General features: G+C 34.2%; 25 protein-coding genes. All 25 read right to left on the reverse strand.

Annotation, left to right across the window (positions count from 1 at the left end; genetic code table 11):
• Positions 1-29: 29 nt before the first annotated feature.
• The gene (locus tag HQN86_RS16570; RefSeq protein ID WP_172662045.1) at positions 30-1,175 is read right to left on the reverse strand and encodes an MraY family glycosyltransferase; all 1,146 of its coding nucleotides are present in this window, start codon (positions 1,173-1,175) and stop codon (positions 30-32) included.
• A gap of 65 nt (positions 1,176-1,240) precedes the next feature.
• A complete protein-coding gene (locus tag HQN86_RS16575; protein WP_172662046.1) occupies positions 1,241-2,083 on the reverse strand; it encodes a glycosyltransferase in 843 nt (280 codons plus the stop codon).
• On the reverse strand, positions 2,080-2,790 hold the full coding sequence (locus HQN86_RS16580) for a glycosyltransferase (protein ID WP_172662047.1): 711 nt from the start codon (positions 2,788-2,790) through the stop codon (positions 2,080-2,082). The genes HQN86_RS16575 and HQN86_RS16580 overlap by 4 nt, the downstream gene beginning before the upstream one ends.
• A gap of 8 nt (positions 2,791-2,798) precedes the next feature.
• A complete protein-coding gene (locus HQN86_RS16585) occupies positions 2,799-3,968 on the reverse strand; it encodes a hypothetical protein (RefSeq protein ID WP_172662048.1) in 1,170 nt (389 codons plus the stop codon).
• On the reverse strand, positions 3,944-4,681 hold the full coding sequence (locus HQN86_RS16590; protein WP_172662049.1) for a glycosyltransferase family protein: 738 nt from the start codon (positions 4,679-4,681) through the stop codon (positions 3,944-3,946). The genes HQN86_RS16585 and HQN86_RS16590 overlap by 25 nt, the downstream gene beginning before the upstream one ends.
• Before the next feature lie 140 nt (positions 4,682-4,821).
• Positions 4,822-6,003 (reverse strand): glycosyltransferase family 4 protein, encoded by a 1,182-nt coding sequence (locus HQN86_RS16595; RefSeq protein WP_172662050.1) that lies wholly within the window; start codon positions 6,001-6,003, stop codon positions 4,822-4,824.
• A complete protein-coding gene (locus tag HQN86_RS16600) occupies positions 5,996-6,910 on the reverse strand; it encodes an NAD-dependent epimerase/dehydratase family protein (RefSeq protein WP_172662051.1) in 915 nt (304 codons plus the stop codon). Before HQN86_RS16600 ends, HQN86_RS16595 begins: the two co-directional genes overlap by 8 nt.
• Before the next feature lie 88 nt (positions 6,911-6,998).
• Entirely contained in the window at positions 6,999-7,688 is a 690-nt protein-coding gene (locus tag HQN86_RS16605; protein ID WP_172662052.1) for an acyltransferase, read from the reverse strand.
• 1 nt (position 7,689) lies between these two features.
• Positions 7,690-8,859 carry a polysialyltransferase family glycosyltransferase gene (locus tag HQN86_RS16610; protein WP_172662053.1) on the reverse strand — a complete coding sequence of 390 codons (1,170 nt, stop codon included), beginning with the start codon at positions 8,857-8,859 and terminating at the stop codon, positions 7,690-7,692.
• A 73-nt stretch (positions 8,860-8,932) separates the two neighbouring features.
• Positions 8,933-10,357, reverse strand: coding sequence for a lipopolysaccharide biosynthesis protein (locus tag HQN86_RS16615; protein WP_172662054.1), 1,425 nt, complete (start codon positions 10,355-10,357; stop codon positions 8,933-8,935).
• A 67-nt stretch (positions 10,358-10,424) separates the two neighbouring features.
• Positions 10,425-10,979: an acyltransferase gene (locus HQN86_RS27085; RefSeq protein ID WP_172662055.1), complete on the reverse strand. Its 555-nt coding sequence runs from the start codon at positions 10,977-10,979 to the stop codon at positions 10,425-10,427.
• Positions 10,966-11,745, reverse strand: coding sequence for a HisA/HisF-related TIM barrel protein (locus tag HQN86_RS16625; protein WP_172662056.1), 780 nt, complete (start codon positions 11,743-11,745; stop codon positions 10,966-10,968). Before HQN86_RS16625 ends, HQN86_RS27085 begins: the two co-directional genes overlap by 14 nt.
• Positions 11,745-12,356, reverse strand: a complete 612-nt coding sequence (hisH, locus tag HQN86_RS16630; protein WP_172662057.1) for an imidazole glycerol phosphate synthase subunit HisH — start codon at positions 12,354-12,356, stop codon at positions 11,745-11,747. The genes HQN86_RS16625 and hisH overlap by 1 nt, the downstream gene beginning before the upstream one ends.
• A complete protein-coding gene (locus HQN86_RS16635) occupies positions 12,353-13,498 on the reverse strand; it encodes an N-acetyl sugar amidotransferase (protein WP_172662058.1) in 1,146 nt (381 codons plus the stop codon). Before HQN86_RS16635 ends, hisH begins: the two co-directional genes overlap by 4 nt.
• 19 nt (positions 13,499-13,517) lie before the next feature.
• Positions 13,518-14,258, reverse strand: coding sequence for an oxidoreductase (locus tag HQN86_RS16640; RefSeq protein WP_172662059.1), 741 nt, complete (start codon positions 14,256-14,258; stop codon positions 13,518-13,520).
• Positions 14,251-15,171, reverse strand: a complete 921-nt coding sequence (locus tag HQN86_RS16645; protein WP_172662060.1) for a Gfo/Idh/MocA family protein — start codon at positions 15,169-15,171, stop codon at positions 14,251-14,253. Before HQN86_RS16645 ends, HQN86_RS16640 begins: the two co-directional genes overlap by 8 nt.
• Entirely contained in the window at positions 15,162-15,884 is a 723-nt protein-coding gene (locus HQN86_RS16650) for an acylneuraminate cytidylyltransferase family protein (RefSeq protein WP_172662061.1), read from the reverse strand. Before HQN86_RS16650 ends, HQN86_RS16645 begins: the two co-directional genes overlap by 10 nt.
• A complete protein-coding gene (locus HQN86_RS16655; protein ID WP_172662062.1) occupies positions 15,884-16,942 on the reverse strand; it encodes a nucleotidyltransferase family protein in 1,059 nt (352 codons plus the stop codon). The genes HQN86_RS16650 and HQN86_RS16655 overlap by 1 nt, the downstream gene beginning before the upstream one ends.
• On the reverse strand, positions 16,935-18,050 hold the full coding sequence (gene neuC / locus HQN86_RS16660; protein WP_172662063.1) for a UDP-N-acetylglucosamine 2-epimerase: 1,116 nt from the start codon (positions 18,048-18,050) through the stop codon (positions 16,935-16,937). Before neuC ends, HQN86_RS16655 begins: the two co-directional genes overlap by 8 nt.
• On the reverse strand, positions 18,047-19,060 hold the full coding sequence (gene neuB / locus HQN86_RS16665; protein ID WP_172662064.1) for an N-acetylneuraminate synthase: 1,014 nt from the start codon (positions 19,058-19,060) through the stop codon (positions 18,047-18,049). The genes neuC and neuB overlap by 4 nt, the downstream gene beginning before the upstream one ends.
• Positions 19,061-19,062: 2 nt before the next feature.
• Complete coding sequence (locus HQN86_RS16670; RefSeq protein ID WP_172662065.1) at positions 19,063-19,683, reverse strand: acetyltransferase; 621 nt, start codon at positions 19,681-19,683, stop codon at positions 19,063-19,065.
• Positions 19,680-20,834 carry a LegC family aminotransferase gene (locus tag HQN86_RS16675; RefSeq protein WP_172662066.1) on the reverse strand — a complete coding sequence of 385 codons (1,155 nt, stop codon included), beginning with the start codon at positions 20,832-20,834 and terminating at the stop codon, positions 19,680-19,682. The genes HQN86_RS16670 and HQN86_RS16675 overlap by 4 nt, the downstream gene beginning before the upstream one ends.
• Positions 20,835-20,839: 5 nt before the next feature.
• Complete coding sequence (locus HQN86_RS16680; protein ID WP_172662067.1) at positions 20,840-22,027, reverse strand: UDP-N-acetylglucosamine 4,6-dehydratase; 1,188 nt, start codon at positions 22,025-22,027, stop codon at positions 20,840-20,842.
• A gap of 9 nt (positions 22,028-22,036) precedes the next feature.
• Positions 22,037-23,122: a Wzz/FepE/Etk N-terminal domain-containing protein gene (locus HQN86_RS16685; protein WP_172662068.1), complete on the reverse strand. Its 1,086-nt coding sequence runs from the start codon at positions 23,120-23,122 to the stop codon at positions 22,037-22,039.
• Between the two features lie 5 nt (positions 23,123-23,127).
• Positions 23,128-25,695: an SLBB domain-containing protein gene (locus tag HQN86_RS16690; protein WP_172662069.1), complete on the reverse strand. Its 2,568-nt coding sequence runs from the start codon at positions 25,693-25,695 to the stop codon at positions 23,128-23,130.
• Positions 25,696-25,699 lie beyond the last annotated feature (4 nt).

Genomic DNA, 25,699 nt, shown 5'->3' on the forward strand with positions numbered 1-25,699 from the left:
CAAACTTACCGTTTTAATAAGGAAGGAGATTAATTTTCTGAGATTTTCTCGAGCACCCGTTCAGCAAAGCTTTTTTCAGATTTAGCGGCTTTCGGTGCTTTTACAGTATCAGGTAATGAAAGCGCTTTTCTTTTGAAGATGTTTATAGACAAACTTAAGACACCATTTAAGCTTAGCATCAACAGCATGATTAACGAGATCAGCTGTGCATCGCCTATGCTTTGTAATGCCAAGGCAGTAATAATAAAAACAACATTTACAGATGCAAGTACTAATGTTGCCTGCACATGACTTAAACCAAGGGATAACAAGCGATGATGAATATGATTGCTATCCGCAGTAAATGGAGAGGTACCACGCATGATTCTCAGTGTGAAAACGCGTAACGTATCAAAAACAGGTATAATTAAAATGGCAGAGATCAGCCCCATACCTGAAGTGACGACAAATGGTCCGGCCATTACGTTTTCAGTAAGACTTATGGTCATGAACTTAATACTCAGGACAGCAGCAATGAATCCCAACAGTAGTGAGCCTGAATCTCCCATGAAGATTCTTGCAGGAGTTACGTTAAAGAATAAAAACCCTAAAAGTGCGCCGGCTAGTGCAGTTGCTAGGTAAGCCCATCCCAAATCACCTGATTTATAAAAAAGCACACCAAATGCTACACAAAGAATTAATCCAATTGATCCGGCAAGTCCATCGATACCGTCAATTAGATTAAACGCGTTGACAATCCCAACAATAAAAAAGACTGTTAGCGTTATACTTGCATAGTAAGGGAGATCATAAATCCCAAATACCCCATGCAAGTCGGTTATTCTAATGTTTGCTACCAACGCTACAATAAAAGCACTTGCGAATTGTGCAACAAATTTGATACCCGGGCCTAAACCTATAATATCATCCTTTAATCCGATCATAAATAGCACAAGTCCTGCACCCATTAAAACATTCGCTTCTGGTAGTATATTCGATGGTATGAATATGGAACACGAAAAAAGAAATCCGGTAAAAATGGCTACACCTCCAAAGTTTGGTATAATACGCTTATGGATCTTTCTGGACTCATTTGGATCGTCAAATAGCCGTTTTCTTAAGGAAACAGTTATGATAGGCGGGATAGCAAATGCTACAACTAAAAGACTTGTTAGGTAGATAAGAGTGAAAAGCATAGGTGGCGATTATGTGTGAGAGCAAGAACTATAATGATGCCAAATTTAAGGAAAATTATCTGATATCACCTAGTAGTGATATTATTTTTAATTACAGACAGAACCTCCTGGTTAATTCTTTTTCTTTCATTATCAAAAAACCACCCCCATTTATTAAAGTACTTAATTGCCGACAGAATATGAATTTTTAGCAATTTGCCATTTTTATAAGATTCTTTGGCATGACCATGAATAATGGAAACGCCTGGATAAAATATCGTTTTTGAATTCCGATTAATTCTACGGATAAGATCGTAATCTTCGAGGTACATGAAGTATCTGGGATCAAATAACCCTGATTTTTCAAAAGCACTCGTCCTAACAAACATAAAACAACCCGATAAACAGGGTGTATTTAAAGTACTGTTATAATCGAAATCATGGAGTTCATATCGTGCATTTTGTTTTTTGGCCCAGGCTGTATTGCCCATAAACCTTCTTCCGATCAAATCAAAAGGCGTTGGCAGCAATTTACAGAGTCTCTGTAAACTCCCGTCGTTAAAAAATATCTTCGGCATTAACGAGCCAACATCCCTATGGGATTCCATGTAATTATAGATGTTTTCAAGGATTCCCTTTTGAAAACTAATATCTGGATTCATAATCAAATGGTAATCGGATTCATTCATAAATCTATTGATAGCTATATTGTGAGCGCTACCATACCCAGGGTTAGAAGAATTAAATAAATATTCTACACGATCATCATAAAGCTCCTTTGCTAATTCTAATTTTAGAATATCAGTAGGAGAATTATCAATTAACAATAATTTCAAAGTTATTGAACTATTTAAAATACTATTAATAGCAGCTTTGACTATATCTTTTTCAGTTTTGTACAGAACAATACTGCACGATAATTTAATCATATTTTAATTAATTTATTGCATAAAGCGTAGATTAATCTTATTCTAAATCCCATTTTGGTTAAAAAACTATATTCACTAATGCCCACCGATGTACTTGATGCATTATTTAAATGTTGTCGATAAAGCAAAAGGGGTTTGGGTAGAAAAACTACATTAAACTTTAATTCAGCTAACAGTCCTATATAAGAATCGTGCATCGGTAATTTAGAAGGGAATGGCAATATATTATCCAAAATTTTCCTATTGAATGCCATACAACACCCCATGAAACTATTTCTCCAAAGATTCTTTAAAAAGCCCCCTCTTGAATTATTGAATTCAAAATATGATGACCGTAATTCTCTCAAACTTTCATCTACTATCCGGCAATCTGACACAACTAAGTCAAATCCAAGGCTCATTTGTTTGAGCATCTCTGAGACTCGCCCCTCAAGCCAAACATCATCCTGGTCAGAGAGAAATATAAAGTCGCCATTTGCATGTTTCAATGAATTTTCAAAATTATAAATAGGGCTTTTAAAATCACCTGAGTAAATCTTTATTCTATTATCACGAAGTGATTTAATCTTATCAATTGTATCATCAGAAGAAGAGTCATCAGAGATTATAATTTCATCCCTTTCATCAAGTTGAAAAAGTATGGAGTTCAATTGATCTACTATATACTTTGAGCCATTATATGTAGCTATACAAACAGAAATTTTCATATTTTATATTAAACTAAATAGTGGTTCTTAATTCTGATTAAGGAAACCAGCCCAACTAAAATCATAGATAGTCCTATTGGATTATTCAAGTAAGGATTTGTGGCTGATTGTAAATAAACGAACAAAACACTTAAAAACAAGGGTGAATAAGTAACAAAAACATCTTTATTTTTATACAACGATATATATAAATATGTTATATATAGTAGTAGAGAAAACCAAAACAGTAATCCAATTATACCCTGCTTGCTAAATATCTCCAGATATGCGATTTCCATATGCTGAGGCCTTATTGGAACTCCTATTCCAAATCCATCACCCAGAAAAAAATTCAAAAAATTCGTTTTTTCTTTCACTTGCTCAACTTGCAAATATCTAATATTATCTGATATAGATCTATTGCCAATTGTTTTCAGATAAAAAGGTACAGCCACTGCTGCGATTATTCCCGTTATTAAAAGGATGATAACACTAACCAATTTATTTCTCATTATAAATATCAAATAAAAGAGAGCCGTTAGTAAGGTGGTCAGGATGAATCCTCTTGTAAGTGTCAAAAAAATTGAAATCAAAAGTATAAAAGCAGCCAACTTATTAAGTTTACCAGGACTAGTCATAAAAAAAAAGAAACCTATACATAAGTAAAGAAATCCTTTATAGAAAAAAAGGGTCTCGTTCCTAAATGCTATTTCTCCAAAATGCTGCATATATACATAAAATCTCATAAAGGGGATAATCCTTAAAACAATTAGCAAGACTAATAGGATGTAGATAACCCCAAGCATAAGAGAGCTCCATTTAATTATATTAATCGCATAATCAACTTTCTCCTTATTATTAATACATAATGCAAAAAAAGGCAAGATTAGAAAAAAACTTAATGGCTTAATGTCTTCAAAAATGTCATTGAATGAAGCCCCATTAATTAACCCCATTGCAGAAGAAAATGCAGTAAGAAGAAAAAAGAAAAATGTCCAATAAAAGATAGGAGGCTCCGTTCTCTTAGTTATTGACAAAAAAATAAAAGAGATAGGTATCCCAGTAAAATAAAGAACCATCCTCAGGGTTAGTGGACCTATTTCAAAAAATCGCCCTCCCCCTCCCATAACAAGCTCTATAAGCATTATGGTAAAGAAAATATCTAAAAATATACCTACACTAAATCTCTTAAATAACATTTACCAAATAAAGTTAAAAAAGTAAAAGATTTATACCGTAACCCAAGCCTAGCACCTCTAATAAGACAAACAACTAACAGAATTATACGCTCTTTCAAGTTTCTAGCTGAAAGTTTAGCGCCCTCGCAATAGCTTTTATATCTAAATTCTGCCGATGCTAAAGGTTGTAAATCTGAGGAAGAGAGATCATGTGAACATGTGACATTTAACACAACAAATTCACTAATAATTTTGCAAAGTCTTCTTATAAAAACAAAATCACTAAAATCAAGTTTAATGTTTTCATCATATCCATCAGCGTTAAAAAAAAGATTAAGATTAATAAACATCCCACTATTAATGGGAGAAAATTTTCTCAAATCATGTATTCCTGGAACAATAGATTTGGGTGAAAATCCCCTATTAAATCTATATATAGTAGGTGACACGATAATATCTCTTGACTTAAGTATAGGCGCAAATAACTTTGAATTAGGGTACAAGCATATTGCATTTGAGAATTCGTTAAATAGAGTTAAAGGGAATCTGGTATCTTGATCTAGAATTAAAATCCATTTTTTCTTAAGGGTCAGTGCGAATTTGGCACCTTCATTATAGGCTTTACTTACACCCGGATTAAGCCGATCATGCGTGTAATTTACAGTCCAAATATCCGAATCCTTCAGTATTATTTCTTGAGCGAGCGGGCTATTGTCATAAATAAATAAATCCATCTTATTCAAGTTACTATGAACAAGTGCAGAGGTTAAAGATATAAAACTTGTTGATTCTAATAGTTTAGTATTATACAACACTAGAACCAATAAAATATCTCCATATTCAAATTTCGAGGCATTAGTTGTAATATCCAATTCTAGTCTTTTAAAACACTCGCCTTTAAAACATTATAATAATTCGAAGCGAATTCTTTGGTCCTTTTATTTAAATCATTGTTAAGAATATCAATATCAACTTGTGATTCATTTAGGAAGTCGGTTATTATTATCTCCATCTTGTCAGCCAGATCTATTGGATCATCCGGATCAAAGTATACACCCAAAGATGGATTCTGCTCTACATGAACTCCAATATTTGACAACAATATTCTTTTACCAATTGTTTTAGCCTCTTCAACAGTTGAACTCCATCCTTCAAAATAAGATGGATTAATGATACAGTTAGACAAGATCATTAATTTAAGGACATCTACATACGGGATCAAGCCCAAAAATAAAATATTATTTTGCAGTTTTTCATTTTCAACTAATTGCCGTAATTTAAGAATGTGGTTATCTCCGTTTCGATAATCCTCCATTAGGCCGGATGTTACTAGCAAAGGAGAAAAGCCCCTCTCTTTTAAAATTTTAATCGCCTTAAAAACTACAATATGATTTTTATGACTCCAGAATTGGTTAGGAAGATAAAAAAAAGGGCCTTCGATTAGATAATTTCTTCTAATATATTCGACTTCCTCTGCTGTTAAATTTGTTTTTAACTCATTATCTGGCTGAGAAACAAAATTAACTACGTGTACTCTATCCTTATATGCAGCGTACTCTGTATTAAAATCGTTAAATGCAGCTACACTACTTAATACAATGTTATCACTTCGTTTTATTAAATTACTGTGTAATTGGACGGTTGCTTTTAATTGTTTCTTTGTCCATAATTTCGGAAAATGGAAATATTGAAAATCGGGAATCCAATTAATAGATTTAATATTTTTGCCTGGGAAAACATAGTTAGAATGGGAAACAACATCGATTTGATGTTTTAGCAATAGACGATAAGTTAGGGCATCAAATCTCAATATTCTTTCACCTATCTTACTTACAAACCATTGGAACGATTTTCTTTCTATAACTTTTGTTTTAACTATTTCTGCATATTGCTCAAATAAAGCAACATATTCATCCTCTAAACCAGATGAAACAAATAAAATAATCTTTACATCATTAGAATGAAACTTATTTAAAGCATAGAAAAGATTTTTGAAATAATTTATTCCACCTTTATATGAAATTGGAAAATTCAATAAAAACCCTACTCTAATCATTATTTAGAGATTTATAATATTCGACATAATTTTTCAACCCATCGCTTAATTTAATAGTTGGTCGCCAGTCTAAAGATAAAGCTTTACTAATATCCGCCCAAAAATGAATAGGATCTCCAACCTTGACTTCTCCATTAAAATTGATTCGAACGGGTTTGTTAAAAGACTCGCACAAACCCTTAATCACCTGGTTAATTTCGACACTTTCACCACTTCCTCCATTAAATACTTGATAGCCTTCTAAATTCATGGCTAACCTATATAGCAAATTAACAGCATCTGAAACATGAATCCAATCACGGGTCTCATTTCCTGTTCCAAAAAATGTAACAGTATCAGAGTTTTGAATCTTTCTACAAGCATCCCAAAGCAGTTGCTTTTTCAATCCCTCTCCATAAATAGAAAAATACCGTATTATGCCTACTTCAATATTGAAATTATTATAGTATGAACGGCACAATTCTTCAGCAATTTTTTTATGAAAACCATAAGGAGAAACTGGCACTGCTAGCATGTCTTCACTTATTGGAGTGTTACCCAAATCCCCCTGTACTGCTGGACTTGAAGGATAAATGAATTTGCAGGCCGGATTTTGTAATCTTATATATTCTAGGAGAGACAAGGTACTTTGCACGCTTTTCTGAAAATCTTCATATGGATTCTCTCTTGAAAAAGCTACCGAACCACTTCCCGCACAATGAACAATTAAATCAAATTTTTGATTTGTATTAATTAATGTCTCAAAAGTTATAGTTGACTCCACCCAATTATCAATACCCCACTTGGAAAATTCATCTGAATACCACTTCCCATGTCCCATCCCTGTAACATAGTGCCCTTCTTGTTTAAACTTTTTTGCTGTATGCCTTCCTAGAAATCCATAAGCTCCCGTTACTAAAATTTTCATTTATTTAATAAGATTTCTAACTTCTGATACATTTGGTAAAGGTATAAAAATCGATCAATTCTAAGATTACAAATAGGTTCTTAATCTTTTAAAGGTCTCCCATTTTCGATGACGAGGGATAATATCCAAGCGGAAGATCATTGAAATTGCTATTTAGGTAATTCCGATAAATCTCTTCATCAGAGTAAAGTGAAGAATTAAATTTAGCTCCCTTTTCCCAAGCATTAGTTTCAAAATTAAATGTCTTTATTATTCTTCCGGGATTGCCTACCACCATACTAAATGGCGGAATGTCGTTAGTTACAACAGTATTAGCCCCGATAACACAACCATGCCCTATCTTTACTTTTCCAACAACACTGACGTCATGCCCCAGCCAACAATTTGTGCCAATCACAATTTCCTTATTATAACTATTTCCCGAAAGTGCATATGGTACTAAAGGATTATCAAAAATATGATCGCTACATATAAGGGAACACTTATTACCAAAAATGCAATAGTCGCCAATATTAATCGACTTCCCTACTGAAAAAAAATTATCCCTTCCAATATATACATTACTACCTAACGCCAGTTGAATCTCTTTATTTGTTCGATTGTTTACAATAAACAAACTATCTTCACCAATAGTACAATTATCTTTAATCAGAATATTATTTAGACCAAAAAATTGCACATTAGGCCCTAAAATTATTTTCGAGGAGATATTCCCCAGAAAATATCTCTTTATTCTATTTTTATACTTTAGAATAAGAAACTTTAGTCTAATTATCATATTACGTTTTCTTTACCCACAACGGACTTTTACCATCCCATTCATTTAAAGAGGCAATTGCCTCCCTGCACATAGCTTCACTTTGAATTGTTTCATTTATTTTATCCGAATATATATATTTTCTTATTTTAAGATTGTCTAACGGCATAACTACTTTTTTTGAAAAAAGATATTTAAGACTAATAACGCTTGAAGAAAAGATAGGAAAAACATAGCACTTCTCAATTAGCGAGGACCAAAGTTCGATCGGATAAAAGCTCAATCTTTTATTATCTATTATCTTAACTTTATAATTTTCGTTTAATTTCTTATATAGTAATTTTAATATATCATCCGATCCTCTTGGATGATTTTTTAAGATGATGATTTTGTCTTTTGATGCTGTTGCAATTACAATCTCATAATATAGATTGAGTTCATCTTCTTGAGTACTAAAGCCAGAATTTGAAAAATTACTCAGAAGATAAAGATTGCAATTTTGCGATTCAGTTAATTCATCACTATAGCTATTTAATTCAGGGATTTGATATGAAAGCTGCAAAAAAACCTGCTTAACAAAGTTTTTATCAGGAACGATAAGATTCTTATTAACTAAATAGTCTCCTTTCCAATCAAGGGGCATCGATAGTATCGATAGTTTAAAATCAAACCGCAATGGAAAATGTCTAAATAATACTTTTTTCAACACTGCTTTAGAAATTGCTTTAGGAGCTTTAAAAAAATCAAAAATAGATGTTTTAAGTACATTCTCATTGCCAACTAAGCCGAAAGAATCACCATATTCAATATGCAATGCATTTGGGTATGTATTTAAAATAAGTTGAGTCCCAAAACTCCCATAATCTCTTGCTATAAACACGATATCAAAATCAGAATAGTAAAATTTAGAGCGTAGTTTTGAAACACAATTGGAATAAGAGCTAAATGACAATTTACTCATCGCTTTCCCATCGATAAAAACTATTTGCGCCCATTCTCTAATCGATGCCAGTTTTAAGATAGAATCTTTAAACGATAATTCATTATCTACTGGCACATAAGTATCGTAAATTAAAAGAACAGTTTCAGTTCGTTCTTTAATTATCGATTGCTCGTACCAAAGCAATGAAATATAGGCCGCGATAAATTGTGTCGGACCTTGAATTGCAATTAGAGATTTTTTACTTGACATATTTCAGACTATATACCACTATTAAACACTTTACAGGATTCATCACTGTTACCGACTAAAGTGAGCCCAAATATCAATCTTCTCTCTTTTTAAGGAATGAAAAAATGAAGTCAAAATGTCTTAAATTCAATTTATAGACTAAAAACAAAATAATCAGGCTTATTATTATTATTCCAAACTTATAAATTATAGAAATAATATTAATATTACTCTGCCCAAAAAAAGCAATCACCACAAATGAAATAAACATAAAGTATAACAGAGAAATAACATCTGACTGTATAACTGGGGATTTAAATTTCATTTTTAGTGCAACTATTAAGTTCATTAAAATATATGCAATAGCAGAAGCTAAAGCTGCAGCATATATTCCATAAGTAGGAATTAAAATTAAATTAAATGCAATACTTGCCCCCCCTCCTACAACAGTCGAAACACCACTCAATTTTGTATTTTTTTCAGATATAACAATAGATACGAGAATAGCGTTTTGCGCAGTTGCAATTACACCAATTAAAATTAATGGAATCAATGTGTATCCTTTTACGAAGTCACCTTTTGTCATTAATAATAAAATGTCTCGTGAAAAGACTGACAGAACAATTGCCAGGAAAAACACTGTAAACATATACAATTTATGAATCCGTTCAACGAATGAGGCAAAAGTTGGTTTATTAAATTCTCTATAAATCTCCGGTTCAAAAGATCTATATCCTCCTTGTATGATAACCGACAAGCTATAAGCTAATGTATATGCAACAGAATATATCCCTATATCAGATAGAGAAACATATCGTTCTAGAATTATTCTATCAGACATACTCATTAATAAATAACCTATCGCACCTGGGATCAAAGGGAATGAAAATCTTAAACTTTTTTTTATCGCCTCCACATTAAAATTGATTTTTGCGTTTCGAAGGATTACATAAATATAAATGATAATAAAAAAAGCATTTACAAATAATCGCCCATAGAAATTCCCCATTAATCCCCACTTTAAATGAACAATTAAGATATAAGTTACCACAAATAGCAAAACAGCCTTCAGCACACTAAGAGTTACGTAGCTTAATGCATTTTCATGAACCCTATATACAACTAAGGGGACAATAGATAGAGCTTCACAAAAGTTATTTAACAATAACAAAGAAAAAAATGGAAAAAAAGGAATTTGGATATTAAACCCTTTAACTAATAATGGCCCTAAGATATACCCCATAGCGAGCATTACTACGTTGATAATGAGAATTGTAAGAAACACACTTCCGATCAACTTTTTCTTATCTATTTCCGTTTTACATTCAAAATACTCACGTAATAAGTATGTATTTAGAGCCAATGAAGAAAGCACAAAGAAAAAGAACATCACTGAATTTGTATAGCTGATTATTCCATAATCCGAAGCTGATAAGTACAAAGTAAAAACTGGCAGTAAAATAAAACTGATCAGCTTCGGGAATATTTCGCCAATAGAATAAATGATGGTGTTTTTCAATAGTTTGCTTTTAAACATATCGATATACTTTTGGTATAATTAGCCTAATACTCTTTCTTAAAAACATCTAGTGATTTCTATCTATGATTTTAGCCGGATTACCTACAGCGACTACAAAATCTGGAATGGATTTAGTTACTATTGACCCAGCCCCTATAACCGTATTGCACCCAATAGTCACACCGGGCAAGATAATTGAGTTTGCGCCAATCCAACATCCTTTTTTTAACACAACTGGTTTATCAGGATAATATCCCTGGTCAATCAATGAAATATCTTTTCTATCAAAACGATGATTATTTACATATATCTGAACTCCACTTCCCATCATAACATCATCTTCAATCGAAATTGATACATCAAGGGGCTCATTCGTTTCTCCGAATAACATACACCCAGGGCGTATAACAACCCTGCTTCCTATTTCTATTTGGGAACAACCTATGGCATAAGCACCTGCTCTAAATTGCGAAGACTCAGCGAATTTTTTAAATTTCTTTCTGCAAAGTCTCATCATCATACTATGATAATGCAGCATCCAATGTGTAAAAGGAACATCCGGACCAATGCGATCAGCTTTAAAGCAAAATCTTATTTTTTGATAAATTTCAGTTATTAACATCCCAATTAGCTATGTTTTCACCCGAATTTATTATGTGTTTTCTTGCAATTGGAAGTCCGTCGCCAATAAAGTTGAAAAGATTGGCTGTAGCAACTGCACTTACCCCGCTAAGCTTTAATCCATCAATCAAGTGCTTCTCATTGCCTGCGCCTCCGGCTATTATTAGCGGTAAATTTATTTTATCTTTAATATTATTAATGGTTATAAAGTCGTATCCAAATCCAGTGCCGTCCTTATCAATAGAATTCAAGTAGATTTCTCCTACATTTAAGGATTCAATGTATTTCAAATAACCTTCCAGTTCCATTTCTATCTTAACACTGCCATCATGAATGTAAACTTCTTCCGTACCATTATTCAGTTTATAATCAACTGAGGCAACAATGCTTTGTGAGCCGTATGTTTTTACCAGAACTTCAACTAAAACTGGATCTTCTAGTAAAATACTGTTGAGTACAATTTTATCTGCTCCGCTACGAAATAAAAGTTCCGCATCTTCGACAGAGCGAATTCCTCCACCTGCAGCTATAGGAATAAAAGCATCATTAACCAATTTACTAATTGTTGTTGCAAACATCTCAATAGATTTCTTACCCTTAGTTGCGTCCAACACAATCAATTCATCCAAAGAAAATGCAATTTCTTGAAATTTATAATTGCGTTCTAGCCAAGTTAAATTACCGACCTTCTGTAGTCTGAAATTTCTGCTCTGCATGAAGTACTCATGATCATAGATCAGCGTGAAAATAATTCTTTTTCTTAACATTAGAATTTATCAATAAAATTCTTTAATAAATTTAAACCATTCCGCTGGCTTAATTCAGGGTGAAATTGAACACCGGCAATATTATCTTTTTCAAAACTTGCAATGAACTTCTCACTGTAATCACAGAATGAAGGATTAATATTAGCCTCACCCATCATTCTATAACTATGAGTAAAATAGAAATCAGGATTAGCATTTAACCCTGAGTATAGTCTGGAGTCTTCGGTAACCATTACCTGGTTAAATCCAACATGAGGAATTTTAAATGTTGTGGTCTCGAACTTTCTTACACTATTTTCAACAAATCCTAGTCCATCGTTATCGCCATCCTCGTTACTTGATTTCCCCATTAGCTGCATCCCTAAACAAATGCCCAATATTGGTTTTTTGTAATCAATTACAAACTCATGTAAATATGCATCCAGATTTCGTTCCTTGATCCTATTCATTGCTTTACCAAATGAGCCAACTCCAGGTAAAATTAATTTATCTGAAGCTTTTAGGATGTCGTAATTTGAAGAAACAGCTACATCACTCACTCCAATATAGTTTAAAGAACTAATTATTGATCTGATATTGCCCATTCCATAATCAACGATAACTAGTCTCATATTGAAAAATCTTCTCCAGGGCTGAACTTGGGTTGCCAAACGCCATCAATTTTCTCAAAAAGTTCTTTATTCGCATAATTGTCTAACACAGCGTCAAATTCTTCCTTGCTCATATTGTAATACTTAAGATAAGTATCAATAAGATCATAAGGATAGGCATTATCGTACATTTTAACCAAATTCAATGCCTGATCTCTTGTCATTGACCCTCTGCGTATTTCAATTCCTGCATCCTGGGTAGCTCTACCAAAACCAAATTTAAGATACATTAAGTACGCATGCAATGCATATAGTGCCTGATCATTTTGTGAAAAATTTGTAAAGGTATCAAGGTTTCCCTCATCTTTTTCGATTAAACCACAATGCTCTTTAGCAACTACATAATTTCTATAAGAATCCCAAGGCTCAAAATAAGACCAATGAGTAAATGATAATCCTACCTCTGAAATCTCATCGTCTGTCGGAAAGCGGAAAAATGACAAATCAGCCTCTGAGATATCTCCATCTTTCATTATTCTTTCAAATACTTTATCATGACCGCCCTCCAGATAGACACGTTTCATATAGTTAATATCATACAACGGCTTGTTTTTACTCTCCGTAGACCCACCATATTCAATTTCTCCATCTTCACCATAAACCAATAACGGGATCTTAAAATTTGTAGCGGTTTTAATCACCGCGGTCATTATTGCTATCAACCAACCATAATAAGGAAATCCCTTTTCAATAAATCCATATTTATTAAGCCTATCTAAAACCTTTGGATTTGGAGTTAGGTGAATATGATTATATCCGGAATGAATAAAGTTACTTAGATTTTGATCACCTATTTGTAGAGACAAAGCAGGCCTAACAGTTATGGCAAGAGGATTCATTCCATATTTGTGTTTCAACGTATAAGCCACGTATGATCCATCTTTCCCCCCACTTACAGGAACAATACAATCAAAATTTCCAGTCTTGGATTTATGCTTAGCCAGCAATTCTTCTAATTCCTTATCCCTGGATGTCCAATCCATCACTTGTTTCTCTTCCATCCATTGACAGGCATTACACCATCCCCTTGAATCAAAAGTTATTCTTGGTCTTGTGGACATGTTTAGGCAATTCTTGCACCAAAAAATTGTTTTTTTACTCATTCTTTATTTATTTCTTACATCAAATAGAAGTCCATCCCCCATCCACCGCGATATTCTGTCCAGTTATATACTTAGCTTCTTCAGATAGAAGGAAAACTACTAATGGAGAAACGTCGTCGGGTAGCCCCATTCTTCGCATTGGAACTTTCTTATTATAATTTTCAACAAAAATAGGATTTTGATTGTCAAATATACCCCCTGGAGAAACTGTATTTACTCTTATATTTTTTTCACCCAAATAAGACGCTAAATATCTGGTCAAATTTATCAGCCCCCCCTTTATTGCGGAATAAGCTGCAGGCATAGTCATTGCCGTTCCTTCATAAACATTAAAATCTGGACCCACAATCCCATAAACAGAAGCCATGTTAATTATACAGCCTGATTTTCTCTCAGCCATATATTTTACAACTTTTTGCGTAAAATAAAAATAGCTATTTAATTGCCAGTCAACATTATTTTGCCATGAGGAGAAAGCGATGTCCTCAAATCTATCACCCCAATCAGTCGTTCTTGGATATGCATTGTTGACCAAGCCATCTATCTGTCCGTATTTAGCGATTACCATCGCGATACACTCATCAATTGAGTTAGTATCAGTGATATCGCATTTTATTTTTGACAACTCGGAATTAGAATCGTGATTAATATCAACATTAATGCAAAAAGCCCCCTCACTCTCAATTTTACTGATAATTTCACCCCCCAACAAGCCATTTCCTCCTGTAATTAAAACTATTTTATCTTTCAATCTATTCATTTGACAGCGTAATTTTTAAAATTTCTATAGATTCACTAAATGTATTCATCGGTAAAGTATCATCTTTTAAATGTGAAACAAAATAACTCATTTGATCAACATAGCTGTTGATCAAATCATATCCTTCATTATTAAAAATAATCTCCCCTTCATCCGTTAGAATATTGTTTCTGATTAAATCCACCGTCCATGTGGTATTTTCGAACAGTATCTCAATAGTACGTTTTGGTTTTCTTCTATAATAGTTTAATAAAATAGAGACATTAAAATCAGAAAAGCTGAGAAGATAGTTTGCATAATCCGGTGCATCAATTTTTAAGCTTGATAGGTTTGTCGTGTTACTTCTATAAAAAGATGGGAGACCAAATAACCAACATGCAAGATCCATTTCATGAAATAAATCCAGATGTACCCCTCCTCCCATATTCAAATTCGCACTATAAATATCACGATAGTTTTTACCTTTCCTCCAATCCGGAAGAAATGAACCACAATATATATTTACCTCATTAATTCTTTCATTTGAATTATTAAGATATGATTTAAGAAATTGGATACAAGGATGAAACCTTAAATTACATGCTACATATGTAAAAATACTATTCGGCTCAATCATTTGTTGTAGATGAGCGATATTCTCAAGTGTATGAACTACCGGTTTTTCAATGAACATTGGAATCCTTTGCTCAGCAACCTCTCTTATTGTATTATAATGTAAATAAGTGGGGTTTGAAATAATAACAAAATCTGGTTGGCCTATGTCCTTAAAATCATAAATATTGGTTATACCATCAACATTCCCTGCATTCCGAGATGATCTTAAAGCCTTTATGTTAACCTCATAATCCAGTGATCTCAATGCAAAAATATGCTTGGTAGAGATAGAGCCCAATCCAATTATTACTACATCCATATCTGAAATTCTAATTTATTCTCAGACAATAAAAAATCCAGGAATTCAAAATCAATTAAATGATCAAGGTCAAAGCAAAGATGAGGCGTTAAATAAATTAATGTCTTTTCAGTAAATACAGTTTTGTAATCTTTCTTAAAAAACTCGCTTTTATAAAAATAAAAAGAGGCATTTAAATCGTAAACCTGTGGAGCAGTCTGTCTACTGAGGACAACCTCTTCATTCTTTACAAGACCATAGTATCCTGAATCTTTTTTTTCAACCATATTAAAATATGGATTTCTTGCTGCATGATTAACTGAAAAAAGATTCATAGCTTGAGTATCCAATTTTAATTGTTCAAATGCGTGCTCAAGATCTTCAAGTGTTCTAAGAGGTGAGGTCACATCTAAATCTAAAACATAGTCAAAAGTTTTATCAAATTTAGTCTCATAATAATGCATTACATCTACTATTGTATCAATTTTACCGGCCCGATCCGTCGCTAAATGAACTGGTCGAAGATAATCAGTTGAGATACCCGATTCTTCTGCAACACGTTTTATTTCAAGATCATCAGTTGAAATGCCTATCACTGCAGTATGTTTTTCAGCAAATCTTTTTGCAATCTGAATGGTATAAGCGATCAATGGGATACCATTCAACAACTTGATATTTTTACCAGGAATCCCTTTGGATCCCCCTCTTGCACAAATAGTTATTAGTATTTCCATCAGCTAAAAGATATATGTTTAATGTCTTCCTGTGCTTTTATAAAATCTTGTTGTTTCCCAATATCAAGCCAATAACCCAAAAGCGGATAATGAACCAAAATCTTTTCTTTGCTTTCGATAATCCTGTCCATTAAATCAGTAGCATTAAAAAAGACTCCTTTTGTGACATATTCCTTTAAAGTATACTTGAGTAAATAGATTCCGCCATTTGAATAATAAGTATAAGAGGGTTTCTCAGCAAACGATGACACACTATGATTTTGGGTCTGTAAGACTGCGTAAGGAATATTCACAACATAAGGAATACTGGCTAGAGCCATGTCTGCCCCCTCTGATTTATAAAAATTATAAAAATCTTCAAAATCAATGTTAGTTAGAAGGTCCGAATTCATTACAAGAATATCTTCATGATCAATGCTATCGATTAACGAAAGTGCTCCCAAAGTCCCTAAAGGTTCGTTCTCTTCGATATAATGTATTCTAACCCCTTTTTCGGAACCATCTCCAAAATATTTAATAATTTGTTCTTTCAAATATTTAACACTAATGAAAATATCGGACACTCCGAAGGAAATCAAACGGTCAATATTGTGCTCTAATATGGGTTTCTCACCCACTTTCAACATTGGTTTCGGTATATCGTTGGTAAAAGGCCTTAACCGCTCTCCTTTTCCACCTGCCATAATCAACGCAGTTATTGGGAGTAAAGTCCTGGTTTTCCTTAAATCGATAATTTGTACAATTTTAAACTCATTGTCAACAATAGGAATAAGCATGATGTCTGCTTTTCTATATTCCTTGATGAGATCAACATTATCATGGTCATGGCGTAGAAATTTGAAATTTATATTCATAAATGCCTTTATTTCCTGAGAAATTTCCGCATCATTTAAAAGTCCTCGCCTTATATCGCCATCTGTAATAGATCCGACGATTTGATTTTCGTTATTAACAACAAAAAGGGTTCGGCTAACACTATCTGACAATTGATCTAAAATCCTCAATGCATGACGTGCGATTTCACTTTGATTTACAATATGTTCCTTATAACTAATCATAACTCAATTCTTTTTTCAAGGCATCTAAAATCTTATTTGTAGCACCGCCATTGTAATATATATTTTGCATCATAAGAATTTCCTTTTGTTCAATCTCAGATACGGCCCTTAAAATTTCAGAAGTCTGTATTTGAGTATGAATAACGTTAGCTCCCGATGTTCTACCTAACTGCCTTTTTCCCAGGTTTATTACATACTTGTTGAATGATGCAGCCTCAATAATTCCACTGGAAGTATTTCCTAAAAGAAATGATACATACTTAAGCGCTGAAAAATAGCTTTGAGATCCGAGATTTTCAATTAGAAATACATTTTTTGACCCATCGAATGCATGTTTAAAAGCAGTTCTGATTAAATTCCCGGCAGTATCTGCATTAGGCATTGTTATAATAAACTGATATTCACTTAGCGAATCAATTGCAGCAATAAGATTAGAAACATTCTGCCGATTAGAATCAAGGTCAACTGTTTCTGGGTGAAAAGTAACGAGTATGGTTTTGTTTAAGAGGTCGACTCCCCATTTATCTTTAAATTCCTCAATTGAAAGAAGTTCAAGTTGTTTTAAGTTATCAAGACTGATCGCCCCCACATTGTAAATTCCGTCATTAGTTCCAATTAACTTCGATACATATTGGGCATGGGATTCAGTTGATGTAAAATGAATCTTTGAGGCTAAACTTATGGAATGTCTAAAAATATTATCTATTGCCCCTAAAGTAGTTTCTCCCCCATGAAGGTGTGCAAATTTTATATTGAATGGAATCCCGGCGCTTACAGCAGCAAACATTTCAAATCGGTCTCCTATACAAAAAACAAGATCAAAATACTGACAATATTCTTTCCAGAAATCGCCAAACTTAATCATTGTTAACCCCATAGCTGTTGAAATGGAAGAAGGAGAATCTGTTGCCAAAATGGATTCAATTGTAAAATCTACTTTAAATCCATTGTTTATGATTTCATTTATGGTTTTCCCATAGAAATCAGAAAGATGTGTTCCAAAACTAATAATCTTCAGATCGAAATACTTATCTGATTTTAATGCCTTTGCTAAAGGCAAATAAATGCCCCAATCTGCTCTTGAACTTGTTAATATAGCAATTCTCATATGCTTAGGTCATTTAAAGAGAGCTTATGCCCGGCTGGTAAATTATGTACAATTGATTTCCCAATTACATTGTACATTATCATCGGCGATATTCCATCTCCAGGTCTTATCATATCTAAGTCTTCTGCCGTTATAATATCCCCTTTAACCTTATTTTTTGCCAGATGAATACTTTTTCTGGCTATGGCTCTATTTTTAATTTCTGAAGGACTTGGTTCTTTGATCTCGGAGCCTAATGCAATTTCAACATTTCTAATTGAAGAAACCATTTGTCTTAATTCTTCCGGCTCGAGAGAAGCTGCATGATCTGGGCCCGGTAGTGCTCGATCTAAAGTAAAGTGCTTTTCTATTATCTTCGCCCCTAAAGCCACAGCTGCGATAGGTATTTCGATGCCTAGAGTGTGATCTGAATAGCCTATTTCCACATTAAATGCTTTTCCAATTTCAAGCATAGCCAAAAGGTTAACATCCTCGTATGGAGTTGGATATTCTGTGTTACAATGAAGAATAGTAACTTTAATGTCGGTCAGATTTCTTATTACAGTTACTGTATCCTTAATTTCTTCCATAGTACACATTCCTGTAGAGATAATCAATTCGTCAGCAAGTTTCGATACTAACTCGATGTATGGAAGATTAGTTATCTCTCCTGAAGGAATTTTGAATAAACGAATACCAATTTTTTTTAAAAAGTTAAGACTATCAAGGTCAAAAGCCGTTGAAAGAAATTTAATCCCTTTTATAGCGCAGTAATCAATTAATTCGATATGATCTTGTTCAGACAACTCAAGCTTCTTGAGCATTTCAAACTGTGATTCAGCAGAATCTCCTGTATTTTGATTTTGATAATCAGCCTTAACAGCAACCCTACTTACAAGTTTTGTCGCTTTAAAGGTTTGAAACTTAACATAATCAGCACCTGCGGCCGTCGCAGCATCAATAAGCTTCTTTGCTATATTAATGTCACCATTATGATTTACTCCGGCTTCTGCTATTATTAACGTCCTCATATTTATTTAATCCTTGCAGGGTTTCCATACACTGTAACGTTATCAGGTATATTTTTCACAATGACAGAACCCGCTCCAACAATAACATTTTTACCAATTCTTATATTTTGTTTAATTACCGAATTTGCACCAATAAACGTAAAATCGCCGACATTAACATTTCCAGCCAATACAGCACCAGGTCCAATATGTGCAAAATCGCCAATTAAACACTCATGTTCAACGATACAACTTGTATTTAAAATAACACCTTTACCTATTTTAGAAATGGCATTTATAATGGCTCCAGCCATTACAACACTTGCAGTTCCAATTTCACTATATTTAGATACAATGGCCTTAGGATGTTTCAGCAAAGGTAAGCTTATATCATTATTTCTTAAATACTGATAAAGTCTATCTCTCACCTTATTATCTCCAATTCCCAGATAGACATTGAATGACTTCAGTTCTTCAACAACTTCGCTATTTGACTCATCTCCAAGGTAATCTACATTAAAAGGATTTGCCGTTTTCTTTTGTTTTTCACAATAGCCGGCAAGACTAATCTTATTTTTCAATAAAAGATCAGCAACAACGTAAGCGTGGCCAGAATAGCCAATAACTACTGCTTCTTTTTTCATCTAACGCTACTAGGAATATTCACCAAACGATCTGCAAGCCATTCGCTATTGTTCAGATCCCCCTTTTGTGCATTTATAAACATTGGCAATCTATGCATCAATTCCCAAACCGGCCTTGTCATTACTCCATTTTCATTCGAATACTCCAAGAATGAATCTCTCTCGTCAGCGTCAGCAAATAATATACAGTTTAGCCAATAGTTAGCTTTTGCACCCTCATTCTCGGTTACAAAGGCAATTTGTTGATCTTGAAAGTAACTCTTATAAATTGAGGCTAATTCCCTCTTGTTTTCTACAAAAACATTTAATTGTTCCAATTGAGCGCAAGCAAGCGCAGCATTCAAATTCGGCATCCTATAGTTATAGCCAATTTCATCGTGAACAAAGGCCCATTTATGAGGCACTTTCGCTTGAGTGGTTAAGTGCTTAGCTCTTTTAGCAAATTCTGGGTCATTTGTTACTAATGCACCTCCTCCTCCACATGTTACTGTTTTATTACCATTAAAACTAAATACACCTACTTTTCCTGTAACTCCTGTATGTTTACCTTGATAATAACTTCCTAAAGATTCAGCAGAATCCTCAACTAATGCTATATTCCATGTATCACAGATTGTAGAGATTTTATCGATTCTACAAGGAAATCCAAATGTATGCATTGGAACACATGCCTTTATCCTTCTATTACTTAATTTATTATACGTAAACCCGTCATCTCGTATTTCCGCATACTCAATTAGGAATTTTTCAAGTGCATCAGGAGAAAGGCCCATTGTATCTCTATCAACATCTACAAAAACCGGATTTGCTCTACAATAACTTATTGCATTACAAGTAGCGATAAAAGTAAGGCTTTGGGAAATAACCTCATCATCATCGATAACTCCAGCAAGAATCAATGCCATATGTAAAGCATTGGTTCCGTTAACGATCGCTACGGCATATTCAGCACCAGTAATTGAACACATCATTCTTTCAAATTGATTAACATATTCTCCTACCGAGGAGACAAAAGTTGAATCAATGGCGTCAATTAAATAGGCCTTTTCATTGCCATTAAAAACAGGAGCATGCAAGGGAATAAATTCCTTATTCGGATACTGTGACTTAACAAAGTTACAAACTTGTCTAAAAGATTCTGTTTCAATCATAAAATCTACATTTTCGCGTCTAAGTACTTTCCTGTCTCCTTATGTTCAAATCCAGGGATCATGTAATGAAATAATTGCACAATATCCTGTTTATTCCACCTATTTTGTGCCTTAATGTTAATTATCGAATCTTTGAAAAACTGAAGTTTAGAATTATCGAAATTAAGTTCATTTTTGATTACTCCCAGATTTTCAAACCTATCCATATCTAGGATTTCTTCACTCGTATAAAACTCCTCAAAATCCTTTTCTCCTGTAGTGTCGCTTTGGGTAAATAAACATGGCCAAATCTTTTCTGAAGGCAAAGACTTCATGAGATTTCTAGCCTCTTCTTCACTTACACATGGGGATGCTTTGTATCCCAACTCTTCGAGATACTTTATTGCTATATCGGCAAAAGTCATCAAGTGAAGTCCTTCGCTTAATTTTGGAAAAAAAACATCTCGATTATTCCCAAAAATGCATGAGATTAAACAAAGTTCCCCTGATTCTTTTGGTATCACAAAATATCTTTTAATATCATTTGGGGCAACTATAGGCTGTTTTTTTTGAATACGTTGATTAAAACCATGAAGTAACGATCCATCAGAAAAAGCAACATTTGCAAAACGGGCTGTAGAAATATCTATCTCTTGACTTTTTTCCATGAGAAACATCTCCATGATACGTTTAGATGCGCCCATCATATTTACGGGATTTGCGGCCTTATCTGTCGATACGCAAAAATATTTTTTAACCCCTTTAGAAATTGATTGATTTATTGTTTTCTCAGTATTAAAAATATTTACCTCAATCATTCGCATCAAAGTATATGGATCTTTTTCACTTCTGACATGCTTTAATGCAGATAAATTTAAAACATAATCATAATAGCCATCCGATTCTATGAACTTATCATATTCAATAGACCCAATATCTAAAGCAAATGTTTGAAAGTCCCCTTCTATATAACCGAAGGAACTTCTGACGTCCCGTACTAATTCAACCATATTGTTTTCACTAATGTCAACAACATGGAGCTTTTTGGGGTTACGCTTAAAAATCTCCTTGACAACAGCTTGCCCTATAGACCCAGCACCTCCAATCACCAAAAATCTGGATGATGCAATTATTACTTTTAATTCTTCATTGAGTCTATTGATATCATCATGAAATAACTCTTCTTTGCGACCAATTAAGCTTAATACATTCATATTATTAATCTATCTAGAGATGTTATTAAAAAGTCGTCTCATTATTAACACAATACACGTAATAAATCCTGCTATTATACCCCCAAGAATAAAGGACTTAACTCTTCCAAAACTGTAGCTATTCAGAGGAAACACAGGATGGTCAACTATTTGTAGCAAAGGAGTCTCTCTAAGAAGATTCATCTTTGATAGTTCTAAATTTTTTACAAGTTCGCTCAAAATTGCCTTGTTAGCTTCTGCATTGAATTGTGATTTCTGTACGGGTACCGCACGTTGCATTTGTCTTGTTGGGTTCAAGTTAGGCGTTGCATCTGAAACCATCGCAGCAGTATATATTGCTCCATTCATCACTGCCCTTATTGAATCCGTCTTCTTTTGTAGAATCATCACATTATCCAGAGATTTTTTTGTTTTTGTCTTTAAATAGAAATCACTAACATTTTTTACGATTTCATCATTGAACGTTTTTGCGAAAAATTCATTCTGAGATCGTATGTCGACTCTTATTATACTAGAGCCCTCTTCAGGTTTAAATACCTTCAAATAATTATTATTGATGTCATTTACAACCCTACCTAAAATACTGTCTTGAGAACGCGAATGAATTATAGGATTTAAAACATCTTTTGATTTAAAACTATCATTGTCGAAAGCATTACTATTTGTGCTTTTGTCAGGACTATTGAAATCGATATAAATATCTATTAGCGACTTTTTTTTTCCTTCGTAATCAACTTCCGTCAGTAGAGTTGATTCAATCATTTTTCTAGATTTATACAGTTCAACAATATTTCCTACTTGAAATATTCCACCTCCGCCTCCACCAAGATTAATGCCGGCCAAAGATGCGAGTGCTGCATACTGCCCTCCTCCATTTTCCGCCCCCCCTTCTTCCAGAACAAATGTCGTTGTTGCAGTATATACAGGCTTTTTAAAATAGGTTAATAAAAATCCCATAACTCCTCCGATTAAGAAGAACAATAAAATAGTTCTCCATTTTGATAACAGATATTGGTACCAAGACTTTAATTTCAGAACGATATCCCCTAATGAAATATCTTGACTTTTTAGGTTATTTGGTAAATTTTCTTTCATCAATTTTATCTCAATAAACTAACAACAATAGCCGCCAAAGAAGCAAAAGCTGTACTAATTCCTATCCAAGCCTGAACGTTCATTTTTTCTCTCTCAGCACGTTTTGGCACAAAAATCTCTGCACCTGGCTTAACCTGAGGATAATTATTAAAAAATAAGAACCTCTTAGCCGCAGCAACGGAGCCATTTGAATACACGATGTATGCTCCCTTTTTATACGCATTATAGCTGAAACCACCTGCTCCATCCACGTATCCTTTAAAGGTTCTCCCTTTAATGTAAACAATGCTGTTTGGTTTTAAAACCTCTCCAGTTACTCTTACTGTTTGCAATTCCTTAGGAACACGTATTACATCTCCATCCTCTACAATCAAATCATTTCTAGACAGTGGCTTTTTTAGGATTCTCACTAAATCAATACCTACCAGATCACTACGCAGCACCTGTATGTCTTTTTCAAATGTGGTTGTGTCCTTAGCTCCAGACTGCTTCAAGCGTTGCAAGTTCATCAGCTTTTCCTTCTCTTCCTTTCTTCTCTCCAGACTATCTATAGCCCGCGCCTCTGCACCACCGGTACGTTTTAAAGACGCCCCCTCTACATAAGCCAAAGGACTTAAGCCACCCGCTCTTTTCATAATATCTGATATTCGCTCGTCCTTTTTAGTAATGGTATAAGTTCCAGGATAAAGAACTTCTCCCTCTACTTTTACTTGTCTCTGTACCTGATAACTCTCAGAACTCCGGATGGAAACTATATCAAATGGTTTTAAAGTAAAATCTCTCTCCTGAATTTTTAGATTCTGGTCTACATTAACCGTAAACACCTCTGCAGTTTGTGCAGATGCCGATGTTGCATCGCTATTTTTGATCCTTCTCGATATCTCAATACGATTTGGCGTAGCGCCTTCCTTAAAGCCTCCAGCCATTTGGATCAATGATTCCAGGTTCATGTTATCTCCATATTCAAAAGTACCAGGTTCTCTAACCTCTCCCTGAATAGTTACTTTATATTCTTCTCTTAAATCGAATATTGAAGAGATGGTTACTTTATCTTCTCTCTGCAGCTTAATATCTGCTTCGGTTCCGGCCAATACTTTGGCCACATCGAATGATAAAAGTGATAAGCTGTTGTCTGCATTTAACCTTGAGATGTATCCCCTGTTTAAAAATGCGTCTTCCTTTAAGCCATCAGCCTTATCAATCAATTGTTTTAAAGTCAGGTTCTCGTCAAGCTCAAACTGCCCCGGACGGAAAACAGCCCCTGAAATCTCTACCCTGTTTTCGAAACGATCCAGAATAGCCTCGACCACATATTTATCGCCGTTTAATGGATTGTATTTATTATAATCATCAGCCGGTACATCCGTGATCTTACGTTCTTTATTAGTTTTTTGAAGTACTTTAATCTGCGCAGTATAAGCATCGTTAGAGAAACCACCTGCAAAACGAACCATATCTTCTAAAGTTTCTGTATTTAGCGCCTCGTACAATGCCGGGCGTTTAACCTCTCCGGCCATTTCAACCCTTGTTTGATACACCGGCACATTGATCACATCCTGATCCTGCAAGCGGATATTGTTTAGCTGGATTCCGTTTAACAGAAAATCATAAACATCTATAGTAGATACCACTTTATTGTTCCTAACCACCTGTATTTTACGGAAAGACCCATTCCTGTTCGGCCCTCCTGATTCATATAAGGCATTAAATACGGTAAACAGCGAAGGAACGGTGTATGACCCTGGTTTAACTACCTCTCCTATTACGGTTACTTTGATGCTTCTGATATTGCCCAAAGTTACGGAGACACTAGTTCTGCCAGACCTTAAACTTGGGTAAGTACTTGCCATGCTTGAACGGATCTTTGAAGTGGCCTGCTCAATAGTTAACCCACCTACCGATATCAATCCTACGTATTGTAAACGGATGGTGCCATCAGGACTTACCTTAAGTTTATAGTTGGCTTCGTTGTCTCCACTTAAATCGATTAGCAATTCGTCATCAGGACCAACAACATAGCTTTTAGGAGTGGCCATACGAAGGTTTGGCTCAAAAGTAAGGTTCTCGTTTTTAAACAGGTCTTCACCAAATATTTTAGGCTTAAGGCCTTCGAAAAGCTTTTTCATTTCCTCAAGCTTTTCCTCTTCCAAAGCCTTTTTAGTTTTCAGATTGCCGCTTGAATCTGTTTTATTGTTATTTTTAGTGGTATCTCTTACGTTTTGCTTATCAAACCCTCTGGTTCTGTCCAGCTCATTTCCATTTTGCTGATTTTTATTGGAACCGTTGCCGTCCGATTTATCATTACTTTGGCCACCTTCCTGTTTCCTGATCTTTTCTACTCTTAAACGGAGTTTCTGAATTTCAGTGGCATTCATGCCCTGAGCCGCAGCCATTTGCTCCAGCTGAGCATCATTATATCCTACCGATTCCGCTCTTTGCATTAATTGTCGGATCTGTGTATCCGTTAAGTCATCAACTTTTACGTCCGCATAATTGGTTTGCGAAAATGCCGATTGAGAAAGAATAATGGCAAAGAAGAAAAGTAATGCGGTAAGTATATTTTTAAACTTCATAGGT

Origin of the sequence: Pedobacter panaciterrae, from assembly GCF_013204795.1 — a bacterium.
Taxonomy (GTDB): domain Bacteria; phylum Bacteroidota; class Bacteroidia; order Sphingobacteriales; family Sphingobacteriaceae; genus Pedobacter; species Pedobacter panaciterrae.